The sequence below is a fragment of the Vibrio sp. 10N.247.311.13 genome, assembly GCF_041467595.1.
Classification (GTDB): Bacteria; Pseudomonadota; Gammaproteobacteria; order Enterobacterales; family Vibrionaceae; genus Vibrio; species Vibrio crassostreae_C.
Genome location: NZ_JBFSUX010000039.1, coordinates 1 through 12,487 on the forward strand (window position 1 = coordinate 1; position 12,487 = coordinate 12,487).

The 12,487-nt window shown below is 44.2% G+C and carries 13 protein-coding genes and 1 pseudogene; 6 read left to right on the forward strand and 8 right to left on the reverse strand.

Annotation, left to right across the window (positions count from 1 at the left end):
* Positions 1–466, forward strand: a pseudogene (locus AB6E52_RS15395) (MBL fold metallo-hydrolase); the annotation flags it as partial.
* Positions 467–839: 373 nt separating this feature from the next.
* Here AB6E52_RS15395 and AB6E52_RS15400 read toward each other — a convergent pair.
* Both AB6E52_RS15400 and AB6E52_RS15405 read right to left on the reverse strand, forming a co-directional pair.
* Entirely contained in the window at positions 840–1,307 is a 468-nt protein-coding gene (locus AB6E52_RS15400) for a YjiG family protein (protein WP_004737023.1), read from the reverse strand.
* Positions 1,307–2,044, reverse strand: coding sequence for a nucleoside recognition domain-containing protein (locus AB6E52_RS15405; RefSeq protein ID WP_017061525.1), 738 nt, complete (start codon positions 2,042–2,044; stop codon positions 1,307–1,309). Before AB6E52_RS15405 ends, AB6E52_RS15400 begins: the two co-directional genes overlap by 1 nt.
* A gap of 525 nt (positions 2,045–2,569) precedes the next feature.
* On the opposite strand from AB6E52_RS15405, the gene AB6E52_RS15410 reads away from it, so the two are divergent.
* The gene (locus AB6E52_RS15410) at positions 2,570–2,746 is read left to right on the forward strand and encodes a hypothetical protein (protein WP_017061524.1); all 177 of its coding nucleotides are present in this window, start codon (positions 2,570–2,572) and stop codon (positions 2,744–2,746) included.
* A gap of 254 nt (positions 2,747–3,000) precedes the next feature.
* Entirely contained in the window at positions 3,001–4,440 is a 1,440-nt protein-coding gene (gene nhaD / locus AB6E52_RS15415) for a sodium:proton antiporter NhaD (RefSeq protein ID WP_017061523.1), read from the forward strand.
* A gap of 14 nt (positions 4,441–4,454) precedes the next feature.
* Here nhaD and AB6E52_RS15420 read toward each other — a convergent pair whose 3' ends face one another.
* The 3 genes from AB6E52_RS15420 to AB6E52_RS15430 all read right to left on the reverse strand — a co-directional run bounded on the left by AB6E52_RS15420 (position 4,455) and on the right by AB6E52_RS15430 (position 6,897).
* Positions 4,455–4,841, reverse strand: coding sequence for a hypothetical protein (locus tag AB6E52_RS15420; protein WP_017061522.1), 387 nt, complete (start codon positions 4,839–4,841; stop codon positions 4,455–4,457).
* A gap of 171 nt (positions 4,842–5,012) precedes the next feature.
* Positions 5,013–5,495 (reverse strand): methylated-DNA--[protein]-cysteine S-methyltransferase, encoded by a 483-nt coding sequence (locus AB6E52_RS15425; protein ID WP_017061521.1) that lies wholly within the window; start codon positions 5,493–5,495, stop codon positions 5,013–5,015.
* Between the two features lie 25 nt (positions 5,496–5,520).
* On the reverse strand, positions 5,521–6,897 hold the full coding sequence (locus tag AB6E52_RS15430; RefSeq protein WP_017061520.1) for an AlkA N-terminal domain-containing protein: 1,377 nt from the start codon (positions 6,895–6,897) through the stop codon (positions 5,521–5,523).
* Between the two features lie 236 nt (positions 6,898–7,133).
* Here AB6E52_RS15430 and AB6E52_RS15435 point away from each other — a divergent pair, with 236 nt between their 5' ends.
* Positions 7,134–7,337: a hypothetical protein gene (locus AB6E52_RS15435; protein ID WP_017061519.1), complete on the forward strand. Its 204-nt coding sequence runs from the start codon at positions 7,134–7,136 to the stop codon at positions 7,335–7,337.
* 183 nt (positions 7,338–7,520) lie between these two features.
* On the opposite strand, the gene AB6E52_RS15440 is transcribed toward AB6E52_RS15435, so the two are convergent.
* Complete coding sequence (locus AB6E52_RS15440; RefSeq protein ID WP_017061518.1) at positions 7,521–8,411, reverse strand: LysR family transcriptional regulator; 891 nt, start codon at positions 8,409–8,411, stop codon at positions 7,521–7,523.
* Between the two features lie 154 nt (positions 8,412–8,565).
* Here AB6E52_RS15440 and AB6E52_RS15445 point away from each other — a divergent pair, with 154 nt between their 5' ends.
* Entirely contained in the window at positions 8,566–8,919 is a 354-nt protein-coding gene (locus AB6E52_RS15445; RefSeq protein ID WP_017061517.1) for a DUF413 domain-containing protein, read from the forward strand.
* Between the two features lie 606 nt (positions 8,920–9,525).
* A complete protein-coding gene (nagB, locus tag AB6E52_RS15450; RefSeq protein WP_017057618.1) occupies positions 9,526–10,326 on the forward strand; it encodes a glucosamine-6-phosphate deaminase in 801 nt (266 codons plus the stop codon).
* A 261-nt stretch (positions 10,327–10,587) separates the two neighbouring features.
* Here the strand turns inward: nagB and AB6E52_RS15455 are convergent, their stop codons facing one another.
* Positions 10,588–11,124, reverse strand: coding sequence for an MltR family transcriptional regulator (locus AB6E52_RS15455; protein ID WP_198592367.1), 537 nt, complete (start codon positions 11,122–11,124; stop codon positions 10,588–10,590).
* Between the two features lie 50 nt (positions 11,125–11,174).
* Positions 11,175–12,323 carry a mannitol-1-phosphate 5-dehydrogenase gene (locus AB6E52_RS15460; protein WP_009846102.1) on the reverse strand — a complete coding sequence of 383 codons (1,149 nt, stop codon included), beginning with the start codon at positions 12,321–12,323 and terminating at the stop codon, positions 11,175–11,177.
* Between the last annotated feature and the right edge of the window lie 164 nt (positions 12,324–12,487).

Genomic DNA, 12,487 nt, shown 5'->3' on the forward strand with positions numbered 1-12,487 from the left:
AAAATACGACTTAACGGTAAATTGGGGAATTGAAGACTGGCAAACTATCGACTTTCTAGACGGAAAGCTCACCGCGGTTCCGGCTTTGCACGGCCATGGATGGATTCACAAGGTAATGGCTAATGGTGTTGGATTTTTCTTGGCGCTCCCCAATGAGCCTTCTATTTACATTAGCGGTGATACAGTTCTAACCGATGGTGTAAAACGAGCGTTGACTGAGTTGAAACCTGATATCACAGTAGTCGCGGCAGGTCGTGCTCGTATGGACGTTGGTCAACCGTTATTGATGTCTATTGATGAAGTGATGGAGTTTATCCGTCTTTCCCCTAACAAGGTGATTGCGAACCATATGGAGGCACTAAACCACTGTGCAGTGACTCGACCAATTCTTAAAGAAGCAATTGATAAAAACGGTTTGTCAGATAAAGTCCTTATTCCTGCTGATGGTGAGACCTTGGAGTTTTAGATACCTGAACTAATCCGATGACTCTCGATTTAAGTAAATAATCTAAATGATTTTTGTCCAAAAATGAGTTTAGTGGTTAGTGTATGATTGTGTGAACAGGTGAAATCGAACCACGATTTTGTCAGACTGAGTATGAACCAGTACATATAAAGTTAGATAAAAATATAGTAGAGACCACCAATTTTTGGTGATCTAATTTTTTCATTTAGCACCTGAACTCTTACAGAAAAATTAGATCTACATGTAAAAGTTAGATAAATGGCTTCTAGCCCTCGTTGTGTAAGGGGTTTCTAACTTTTAAGTCTAACTTTAAGTTAAGTGTGCTTTTTTGTAACGTCTGAAAGCTGTTCGCAGCTAACCGTTCAAAGTCACGTTACAAAATAATGTTCATCAAGAACATTGCACCAAACGCATTCAATACCGAAATCGCGATCATCACCGGGATGTAGCGACCTTCAGTACCAATTGGTCCCATAATACGGCCCATGTATTGCACCTGAGAGCCCATCAAGTAGATAGCTGGCGCCAAGATAGCTATATGGTTGCCGTTCAGAATACCTTGGTCAAACAGCGTGATAACCACGCCCACCGCGCCACCCATCGACATCCACGCACCGATCAATACCGCTGCCGCTTCGCCAGGTAAACCAAATACCGCCATAATTGGAGCAAATACACTGCCCATCAAATCCAGCGCACCCGTTATCTGCAATGCCTTGATGATCACAAACGCCATCAGAACATTCGGTACCGTAGAGGTAGTCGCAATAACCCAGCCTTTCTTAGCACCTTCAACGAAAATATCAGTAACCATTGGTTTCTTTGCTTTAACTTCGCTCATTATGCTACTTCCTCTTCCAGTTTTTGTTCTTTGTCTGATTTTGGTTTGTCTTCTTTGCCTTCAGTAATGTTTAGGTAAATACGGAACAGATTCGCGCCGACAAACTTAAAGATAAACATCACAGCGACAGCCAAACCAATTGACGATGTCACCGCTAAAGAGCCGTCCATCGCGGTTAGAGTGAACAGCACCGCACCTGAAGAGAAAAAGTTAACGATCGCCGCACCCGCCGTAAACTGGAACATGGTGAACACATCGGTTTCACGCTTAGTCAGATGTCCTTCGTCTTTCAGCTGACGTGTCATCGCTGCGCCAGCATCGGTACTTTGCAAAGAAGCGATCAGTGCCAAGCCTGAGTTACCCGGAATACCCATCAGAGGGCGAAGCAGAGGTGTCAGTAGTTTACGAGCCGCATCCAGTGCACCGTAGTGCTCAAGTACGTTGATCATACCCAGTGCAAACATCACGGTCGGAATAAGTGTCAAAGCAAAAATGAAACCGTCGCGAGCACCACTACCGCCTTTACCACGCAGTGACGTCGTTGCCGCTTGAATACCATCGGCCGTTTCACTCACATCGTAAGCGACCTTACCGAATGAACCGTTGAGCGTTGTAAAATCGAACACTCCATACCATTCATTGGACTGCATTAAGCCTGAAAAGAACACCATCGCGAACGCGAGTGCGATATAGCTGCCGATCGTGACTTTACGATCGGTTTTGGTTGGATTAGTCATAAGGACCTCTATACATCTCGTTTATGTGGAACAGAACACGTATAGATAGTGCAAACTAATGAGCGAAAGGTTAATGACCAAAATCAAATAGCGTATCGGTTTAAATAAAAGAAGCACAGCAACATATAAAACTGTGATTTGGATTTAAAAGCAGGACCATACGCTAAATAAATTAGAATATTTCACATACAAAACTAAAAAATCTTGCTTCAACAGCGCAACCAAAAACGCACACAATCGCCACACAAATCTGGCTTCTAGTGAGAAGTTTTTACCTAGTGCGATCTCTGATAATGCTGTAAGAGATCTCTTACATTGTTTTTCTGGTCAATTTTAATTCGATTATAATACAGAGACTTAAAAAGTGATTTTGCTTCCAGAACGCAACCGTTTTCCCTTAGTTGATTGAGTTTTGAGCCAAGCGCAAACAGTGAGCCATTTTATAAAGAATTTGAGCTTAATTCGAAATTTCAGCCCTCAGAGGTGCTATAGACTTCGCGCAGCCAATATAGAAGGAGAACGGTGATGACTATGGAAATGAGAACGCTTAAATATCAAGTAATGGGCAAAGGCATGTGGATCACTGCAACAGTATCTCGCGTAGTAGCGGACAAACTTGCGCTTGAATACCAATCCTATGGCTGGCCTGTTGAAGTATGTGCAGCAGAACAAACACTGACGTTTGATCTCAATGCTGCATAATGTTGGCAATTTCGAATAAGCTCTATCGGCACTGAGTCCGGTAGGGCTTTTTCTTTGGTCTTTAGTCTTTAGTCTTTAACTTAAGTGTGGAAGACAGTAATTTTGAGTATGTAAGACCGTATTTCGTTCACATCACAGTCTATTCCTTTCATTATAATCTATTGAATTATTAAGATATCTATCACACTGCACATGGTTATTTAGGTCTACTCTTTTACCCGTGTTAATAACTTATTAACTTCGGAGCGTAATCCATGTTAGGTATCCAGCTTTCTGCTGTTCTCTCTTTGTTACTCTTTTCTTCGGTAGCAGGTGCTGCCACTTCTCAGTTGGGAGAACCACTCAAGCTCACCAACTCATTCGCTGGCTACCTATCCCTGACCATTTTCGTTGTCGCCTACATCGTGGTGATGATGGAAGAGTACCTAAAGCTCCGAAAATCTAAGCCAGTGTTACTTGCAGCAGGACTGATCTGGATAATCATTGGTTTTATCTACCAAGAACACAACCTTGTTGAAGTCGCTAAGCAAGCACTCGAACACAACTTACTGGAATACGCTGAGCTGTTACTTTTCCTACTCGTCGCCATGACCTACATCAGCGCCATGGAAGAGAGAAGACTGTTTGATGCGCTGCAAGCGTGGATGGTGGGCAAAGGCTTTAATTTCCGCTCTCTGTTCTGGCTAACCGGTATTCTGGCCTTCTTTATCTCACCGATCGCCGACAACCTCACCACAGCTCTATTGATGTGCGCCGTGGTTCTGAAAGTCGCAGGATCTAACCCTAAATTCGTTAACCTAGCCTGTGTGAATATCGTGATAGCCGCTAACGCTGGCGGCGCGTTCAGCCCATTCGGTGACATCACAACGTTGATGGTGTGGCAGGCTGGTTATGTGAGCTTCAGTGAATTCATTCCCTTATTTATTCCTTCAGTGATGAATTACCTCGTCCCTGCAATGATCATGTCTTACTTTGTTCCCACAACCCAACCCGACACGGTGCATCAGCACGTTGAATTAAAACGCGGTGCAAGACGCATCGTGTTGTTGTTCATCATGACCATCGGCACTGCGGTTGCTTTCCATGCCGTACTCCACTTCCCTCCAGTAATGGGCATGATGATGGGGCTGGCGTATCTACAGTTCTTTGGTTATTTCTTGCGTAAGACCTTACCAAATTCACTGGCGAAGAAAAAAGCGGTGGCGATTGCCAACAATGATGGGGGGGCATTGAAGCGACTCGGTTCAGTCGTGCCCTTTGATGTATTTCGAAGAGTGTCCCATGCCGAATGGGACACTCTGCTGTTCTTCTACGGCGTGGTAATGTGTGTAGGTGGCTTGAGTCTACTGGGATACTTGGAGCTTGCCTCTGGCGTGATGTATAGCCAATGGGATCCAATTTGGGCCAACATCATGGTGGGGATCTTATCTGCGATTGTCGATAACATTCCGGTGATGTTTGCCGTGTTATCGATGGAACCTCAAATGTCGATGGGTAACTGGCTACTGATCACCTTAACCGCAGGCGTTGGCGGCAGCTTGTTATCTATTGGTAGTGCGGCAGGTGTGGCGTTAATGGGCGCGGCGCATGGCAAATACACCTTCTTTGGCCACTTGAAATGGATGCCAGTGATCATGATTGGCTATGCCGTCAGTATCGCTGCACACCTATGGCTTAATGGCGATCTTTTTTAATTCGGAGATCTTTTCTAGTTCGAACTGTCTTTCACAGGCTTATCTACAAGTGTCCAGACGTTACTCAATTGTATCGCTGGACATTGGTTGCAAGTTAGCATCTCGCCCTTCTGTTGAATGCGCATCACTAGTCTAGAGTCAGTTCGGCTGCTTCCAGAATTGAATTCAATGGTGATCAAGTCATCATCAACACGATAGGTTCGAGTCACGGAATTATCCGTTGTTTGATAAGTCACTTGCCCGGATTCAAAAAGTAGATAACTGTCATTATCTGCGTTCTCATACATACCTTTGAACAGAGCAAGCTGTGGAACCTCGAAAGGTCGGCTGGTATCAGTTAAACAACCTGTCAGCAATAATGCAGAGCTGCAGCCAGATATTAGTAAGGGGAATCTATTCATTTGGGCATCCTTGCCTAGAGAACATAGTCAAAGAATATGCAACCAAATCGATATTTCCCAGAAAGCGTTGATTTTAATTCAAAGTCATATTTTAAGAACCACTCGCCTTCACCATTAAGTAGTACGAGATATTCAGCCAGCATCTCGACAGGCTCATGGCTAAATCGCTTGCTAGTCTTGCTCTCTTCCCTCTATCACCAATAAGTGCTGTTTACGTTCTACGCCACCTGCATAACCCGTCAGTTTGCCGTTTTTACCAATCACACGGTGACACGGCACAATCACTGAAACCGGATTTTTGCCATTCGCCAAACCCACAGCACGAACGGCTTTCGGATTGCCTATCGCATCGGCCAGTTGTGCATAGCTCCAAGTCTCTCCATAAGGAATGGTCGTCAGCGCCTGCCAAACCGACTGCTGAAATGGCGTGCCCTTGGCTGCAATCGGCACAGAAAACTGAATAGCTTCGCCCGAGAAATAGCGATTAAGCTGCTCGATAGCCAATGCAAAGATCGGAAAGCTATCATCTTGAACACCCAACGGTTCCGGCTTGGTGGTATGTGTCTCGAACCAAAGGCCGAGCAAGCCTTCATCGTTCGCCTGTAACGTCACGGTTCCCAATGGGCTCTCATAGTAAGTAAAACGGTTGTCCATGATATCTCCTAGCTTAGTATTCCGATTAAGACTGATTCCAACAGTGGAACGTGGCGTAACTACCCCAAGGCGAAACACTCTCCGTGTTGATGGCGGGGCGATGCTCAATAAACTTCTTCACCACCAAGTCACCAACCAACAGATGATTAGGTTCGCTTAACCCGCGAAGCAGTGCATATTGAATAGTCCAAGGCCCAATCCCTTTTAGCTCAATCCATTTGGAAGGATGCTCAGCTTCATTGTCGACCATGTATTCTGCAAAACGCTTTAGGGTCTCTTTGCGGCTTCCCGGCATTCTCAAGAAGCTAACATCAGCGTCCGCTATCTGTTTTGGTGTTGGGAAGCTGGCTTTCTCATGTTCATCAGAAAGCTCTTTGACCAATAAGTTAAGCTGACCAATCGCCGCGGTTACCGAAACTTGCTGTCCTAGAATCGCTCTCACGCCTGCCTCCCAAGCACTCCACACGCCAGGAATACGGATACCACTCTTAGCCACCAAGTTAGGATCGATAGTCGTAAAGAACGTCTCAACCTTGGCAATATCGACATCAAGATCAAACATACGGCGGATATTCGCAATCAAGCTTCTTAATTGGCTTATATCATCCAACTCGAATTCAATATCCAAGCGGTTATCTTTGGCTAAAGTCGCCTTGAACCAACCCTTTGACCCGTTCACATTTACCGTGCGCTTATAATAATCTTCGCCAACGCCTTCTAAGCCCTCAATCATTCTTCGTCGATAAAACCTCAACAAGTGGTTCCAATCTAAGGGTCCATGAAAACCAAGCTGAATATGATTACTCTGAGTGTCACTTGGCTTCGCTCGCCTAATTTGGCTTGGCGAAAGCTGCAGCTCTTTTTGAAAGGCATCATTAAAACGGCGCGTACTATTGAAGCCACTAGCAAAGCCGACATCAGTAATGCTCATGCTACTGGTGTGCAGCAACTGCTTGGCAAACATCAATTGACTGTACAGACTATATTGCTTGGGTGACACGCCGATGTAATTGTCGAATAAGGTTCGTAAATAACGATCTGAAATACCTAACCGCGTTGCAAGGTCGACGATAGATCCTGAATTCAGAGCGCCATTATCAATCAACTGCATCGCACGTAAGAAAGTGGTTTCGACGCCCTTCCAAGCCGGCGAAAAAGGTGCGCTGTCTGGTCGACAACGTAAACAAGGACGATATCCCGCTTTCAATGCTTGAGCTTGATGGGAAAAATATTCGACGTTTTCTTCTTTGGGTGGTGTGGCTGGGCAAATCGGGCGACAAAAAATTCCTGTCGTTTTCACCGCTGTAAAAAACATCCCATCAAAGCGAGCATCTCGTGCATATCGAGCCAAATGGCACTGCTCACTGGTTAAGCTGCTGTTGTGATTGATCTTTTTCGACATGCCGTACTCTTCCCACTTACCATAGCGTTTGATCCGATACCTAAAAGTTTACCGTGAACCACCATTGTCGCTAGCCACTTTCGGAAGCGAAGGTCAGATAAATCACAAAAAAGGGTTTTAATTTTATTCAATTCGACTAAATTTAACCTAGAGAGGGCATTCTTCTCACAACGTCAACGATCGGTACTTAGCACGCCAAGATGCAGAGACCGATCGAATATAAAAAGGAAAAGGCTATGGTTCTACACACATGTCGTATTGTTTTATCAAATCAACAGGTTCTCACCAGTCAATCAGTCGAGCAGTCTCTAAGCTTTCTTGAAGACAAAGCGGACAACGGGATTTCTATGATCGAGATTGACGCAACGGATGGCAATCAAATCCATTCGTACATGTCACACTCTCTTGAAGAGTCTATTGAGAATCTAATGAACCTATAGGGCTTTTAATAAAGGCTACACATACCAGGCCTAAACGATATTTATGGAATTAGAAACGATCTCTAGTTCCGAAAAGAAGTACATTTCTGGTTTAAAACAAAAATGGCTCCCAACTATACAATTAGTTGGGAGCCATTTTTTATTGAATCTAATCAGCAAAGCCACTGCTTACCGCGAATGCCGTTACTCAGGTGCTTGTTCAGCGGCTTGCTGCAATGTGTAAGCCGTCGATGGGTCAATCTCATTAACCAACTTCTCAACCTGCATGATCGCATCAACCGAGGTACTGCTTTTACGGTAGCTCAGATAAATTGGGAGATACCAGTCTTCAACCCCTTTCACCTTGTGCAGCTGACCCGAATCGATAAAAGGTTCGACTAGAGACACCGGAAGATACGCACTGCCGCCTTTCTCTAAAATGAAATCGAGGGCGATACGGGCTGTAGAGGTACGTAGGTACGGTGCTGGCACTTTAGGGTGACGTTCTGCGTGTTCAGAACCAAAGCGCGTTCCCCAATCCACATAAACATACTTATGTTGAAATACAGATTCCAGATCATCTTGCTGCGTTGATACCAACACCAAAACCAAGTCAGCGACTTTTTTACAGTTCAGCTCTTCTGCTTTGATCTGATCGAACGCGAAAGCCATATCTAAGGTTCGTTCTAACAAATTACGGTTCAGTTGCTCGCGCCCCATCACCTCTGCCATAAAGCCGTAACCACCAAAAGAGTCGGTTACCACACTTAAACAGTTTTGCAGATACGCATCCCAAATATTCGGCGTGCCGCCCAGCGTTAACTGCAAGGCTTTACCACTCTCTAGCGACAGCTCAAATTTGGCTTGTTGTAGGGTGGACACCATCACTTCGGCATAACCAATCAAACGTTCACCGGAAGATGTGAGTTTGATGTTATTGCGGTCACGAATGAAGAGCTGAGTATCAAAATAGCCTTCAAGCTGTTTGATCCGCGCACTCACCGCCGCTTGTGTTAAATACAAGTTTTCAGCTGCACGCCCAAAATGGCGCACCCTTGCAACCTCAAGAAAGGTTCTAAATACTTTCACATCCATCAAATACATCTCTGTAATAAATCTGCTAACTAGCCGATCTAGGATTGTTTATCGTAAAGGCAAAAACATTTTGTTTCCTATTTTAGCCTTTTAACAATATTTTCGCGTGAGCAATAAACACTAATTTCTATCTAACCACATTACTGAGGCTGATATGTCTGAGACCGAATTCCGACACGGAAAAAAACGTTTTTATGACACCATTAAATTCCCGAGAGGGTTCGCTAAGTCGGGTGATTTTACTCTTTCAGAAGAGGAAATCCTAACCTTGTTTGGTGACACTATGCTTGCACTTGAAACTGGTGAACTAGCACCAATCAATGCAGAAGAAAAACACTTCATTAAAGTGTTGTCTCACCCTCATAAGGCAAAGTCCAAGTTAGAGCGTGTTTGGTTGAAGTACATTCAACTGGCTCGTGGACGCCGTCGCTTTCACACCCTAAACGGCTGCAAACGCGGCGACGTATCTAGGGAAGAATACGAAAGTGAGTTAGTGTTAGAAGATTAGTAAAATCGCTCAAAGTGATACCTCATCACTTTGGGCTTTTTTTTGCCTTCAAACACACATCTTCTTTGTAATTGGTAAGTTTAGCCAACCTATCCATTTTTACCAATATTTATATACAATTCATAGCGATAGCGTGACTAAAACACAGCTCTCGTTCAATCTTATGGGTATTCATCCCACTGAGATTCATCGTTCTTCATCCTGCCCCTGTCTTTTATCACGATAGCGCTCCATTGCCATCATTATTTTTCTAGTTTCAACTATACGCTCAACGCTTGTTTATACTCGAAACACGTTAATGCACCAAAATTCGTCAATGGTTCGAGCGATGCCATTATTGCAATAATCGTATCAAGGCATAGAAACACACCAACCCTTTCAGGTGCTGAATTAGATCAACATTGCTGTATATGACAAACGTATTAATCTTGTTTAACGCCACCAAATATCCATACAATAATTGTGCAATTTTGAGAGTTCCAGTCACAGTTACGACGAAAAAAGCAAAAACTTGACCTAAAACAATAGCGGAACTGGATAACTTATTTTATAATGCGAATTAATGTTTCAGAACACTATAAAATTTTATTTCTAGGGGCAAAATCAATGAGACTTATTCCATTAAGCAACAAAGCTAAAGTAGGTAAATGGGCTGCTCGTCATATCGCAGATTCAATCAACAAGTTCGCTCCAACGGCTGAGCGTCCATTTGTACTAGGTCTTCCTACTGGTAGCACACCTCTAACTACTTACGCTGAGCTAATTGAACTTTACAAAGCTGGCGAAGTTAGCTTCAAGCACGTTGTAACATTCAACATGGATGAGTACGTTGGCATCGACCCTAACCACCCAGAGTCTTACCGCACATTCATGCACGAGAACTTCTTCAACCACGTTGATATCCAAGCAGAAAACATCAACCTGCTAGACGGCAAAGCTGAAGATATCGATGCTCACTGTGCAGCATACGAAGAGAAAATCCGTTCATACGGCAAAATCAACCTGTTCATGGGCGGCGTAGGCATCGACGGTCACATCGCATTCAACGAACCAGGTTCTTCTCTATCTTCACGCACTCGTATCAAAACGTTGACTGAAGACACTCGTATCGCGAACTCTCGTTTCTTCGATGGCGACATCAACCAAGTTCCTAAATACGCACTAACTATCGGTGTTGCTACTCTTCTAGATGCTGAAGAAGTGATGATCCTTTCTCTAGGCCACAACAAAGCTCAAGCGCTTCAAATGGCTATCGAAGGTTCTGTAAACCACATGTGGACTGTTACAGCTCTACAAATGCACCGTAAAGCTATCATCGTTGCTGATGAGCCAGCTCAACAAGAGCTAAAAGTTAAGACTCTACGCTACTTCCAAGAGCTAGAAGCTGAGAACATCCAAGACCTATAATTCCTATAGTCTTGAATAGCAGGGCGTTTTTATAAAGAGAGCGTCTTGAATAGAAAAAGCCACTGAATGTGGCTTTTTTTGTGCCTGCTGCTTTTGTATTTAATGGGAAGATATTTCGGATATTTTTTAGAAGCACAAAAACAACAAAGCGATTTCTCCAACGAGAGAAACCGCCATCATTTTAATCTTTGTATTGAAACGAACGAACAGCTACAAGTTATGTAGGATGTGAAACAAGATAAGCAGAGCTGCAAACTAGAGCTAAGAGCTCAGCGCGTTATCTCGGCATAGGGTAGTGATAATGTCAGTGATAGCTAATACGATCGTCGACTTCACCTTTTGATTATGTCGCCCCAAGAACATTTCAAGCATTGGGCCAGACATCGTTTCCACCATCTCCGCGTCATATTCGATAGGCATAATACGCTGAATCGCGTGCACCTTGTTGAGCTCAAATATCACATCAACTTCTGTAAAGCTGGTGTCTTCACCCTGTATTTTCGCCCACTCTTTCAAGGTAACGAAAACCTCTAGATCGTCGTAGAGTTCTTTACTGATCACGCCAAGTCCGAGTAGCAACTTAGCACGAATCATGATCTCGCCTAACGGCCCACCACTGTTGAGAAGTGGCTCGACAACGAACTTAATTGCAGTGTCGTCTTTCTTAAAGATGTTTTTTAATACGGCATCTACCGTGTCGTCCAATGCATCATAAGCAGCCATTAGGCAGGCGCTAGCACTCTCAGCTTCCGAAAGGGCTTCGAGTAATTCAGTTTCATGGCTTGTTTGTATTGGCATAACGGCTCGACAATAAGAAAGTGCCACTGGTGTGGCACTTTGATGGTTTATCATTTCAATGCTAGATAAGCTTCTTCCGCTAGTTTAACAACTTCTGAGTCACTATTCAGCTCAGAATAATGCGCTAATGTCTCAGCAAAGCCTTTTTCTGCGAACATTGCTTGAAGTTCAACCGCTTGTGGGTCGTCTTCATTCTTGTAATGGAACGCAGCAGCGATTGCTTTTACTAGGTGAGCATTCGGTAGGCCGTACTCTAATGTACCGTTTAGAGGCTTAACTAGGCGGTCTTGCGGGCTCAGTTTACGAATTGGCTGACGACCAACGCGGTCTACTTCATCACGTAGGAACGGGTTAGCAAAACGACCTAGAATCTTTTGGATGTAGGCAGCGTGTGCTTCTGGATCAAAGCCGTAACGCTTAATCAGAACCGCACCACTCTCTTCCATCGTCGCTGTTACTTCAGCGCGGATTACGTCATCTTCGATAGAGTCTTTAATAGTCTCATGACCTGCAAGCACACCAAGGTATGCCGTTACCAAGTGACCTGTGTTTAGCGTGAACAGTTTACGCTCAACGAAAGCCATTAGGTTATCAGTGCATTCCATTCCTGGGATGTTTGGAATCTCACCTTTGAATTGTGTTTGATCTACGATCCACTCGCTGAACGTTTCAACCGTTACCGCTAGAGGATCTGTTTCGCCCGCTTCTGCCGGTGGAACAATACGGTCAACCGCAGAATCAACAAAGCCAATGTGCTCTTCAGTGAACGCTTTCATTTCATCAGAAAGGTGCTCTAACACGGCTGCTTTTAATTGGCTAGTACCGCGAACCATGTTCTCTGCCGCGATGATGTTCATTGGTGCAGTGTTGTTTGCTGCTGCACGCTTTTCAATGCCTTGAGCGATAGACTTAGAGATGATTTTAAGAACCGTAGGGCCCACTGCAGTCGTCACAAGATCAGACTCAGCAATGCAATCTACTACTGCGCTTGTCGCTGAGTTTACTGCTGTCACGTTCTTAACAACTTCGACAACACACTCTTCGCCAACAATCTTAACTGGGTATTCTTGGCGTTCAATTAACGCATTTACAACCGTTTCATTTACGTCAGCAAACGTAACCTTCATACCAGCATCAGAAAGAAGCTTACCAATGAAACCACGACCGATATTACCTGCACCAAAATGTAACGCTTTCATAATTTTGACCTTATAAATATTTGAATCTAGATAGCTAACTGCTCAACAACATGCCTTGACGATGTGCCCTAGGCATTAAGCAGTAAGCTATTCAGACTGAATCTTGTTAGAAAGATTAAGACCGAAAATGAGGCCAGTAGGGGGATACCGGCCTCCTTCACTCA

What these genes read in the sequence shown, in the direction of transcription:
- AB6E52_RS15400 (WP_004737023.1), bottom strand. Translation starts at nt 1,307, where the DNA reads ATGAGCGAAGTTAAAGCAAAGAAACCAATGGTTACTGATATTTTCGTT.
- AB6E52_RS15405 (WP_017061525.1), bottom strand. Translation starts at nt 2,044, where the DNA reads ATGACTAATCCAACCAAAACCGATCGTAAAGTCACGATCGGCAGCTAT.
- AB6E52_RS15410 (WP_017061524.1), top strand. Translation starts at nt 2,570, where the DNA reads ATGACTATGGAAATGAGAACGCTTAAATATCAAGTAATGGGCAAAGGC.
- nhaD (WP_017061523.1), top strand. Translation starts at nt 3,001, where the DNA reads ATGTTAGGTATCCAGCTTTCTGCTGTTCTCTCTTTGTTACTCTTTTCT.
- AB6E52_RS15420 (WP_017061522.1), bottom strand. Translation starts at nt 4,841, where the DNA reads ATGAATAGATTCCCCTTACTAATATCTGGCTGCAGCTCTGCATTATTG.
- AB6E52_RS15425 (WP_017061521.1), bottom strand. Translation starts at nt 5,495, where the DNA reads ATGGACAACCGTTTTACTTACTATGAGAGCCCATTGGGAACCGTGACG.
- AB6E52_RS15430 (WP_017061520.1), bottom strand. Translation starts at nt 6,897, where the DNA reads ATGTCGAAAAAGATCAATCACAACAGCAGCTTAACCAGTGAGCAGTGC.
- AB6E52_RS15435 (WP_017061519.1), top strand. Translation starts at nt 7,134, where the DNA reads ATGGTTCTACACACATGTCGTATTGTTTTATCAAATCAACAGGTTCTC.
- AB6E52_RS15440 (WP_017061518.1), bottom strand. Translation starts at nt 8,411, where the DNA reads ATGGATGTGAAAGTATTTAGAACCTTTCTTGAGGTTGCAAGGGTGCGC.
- AB6E52_RS15445 (WP_017061517.1), top strand. Translation starts at nt 8,566, where the DNA reads ATGTCTGAGACCGAATTCCGACACGGAAAAAAACGTTTTTATGACACC.
- nagB (WP_017057618.1), top strand. Translation starts at nt 9,526, where the DNA reads ATGAGACTTATTCCATTAAGCAACAAAGCTAAAGTAGGTAAATGGGCT.
- AB6E52_RS15455 (WP_198592367.1), bottom strand. Translation starts at nt 11,124, where the DNA reads ATGCCAATACAAACAAGCCATGAAACTGAATTACTCGAAGCCCTTTCG.
- AB6E52_RS15460 (WP_009846102.1), bottom strand. Translation starts at nt 12,323, where the DNA reads ATGAAAGCGTTACATTTTGGTGCAGGTAATATCGGTCGTGGTTTCATT.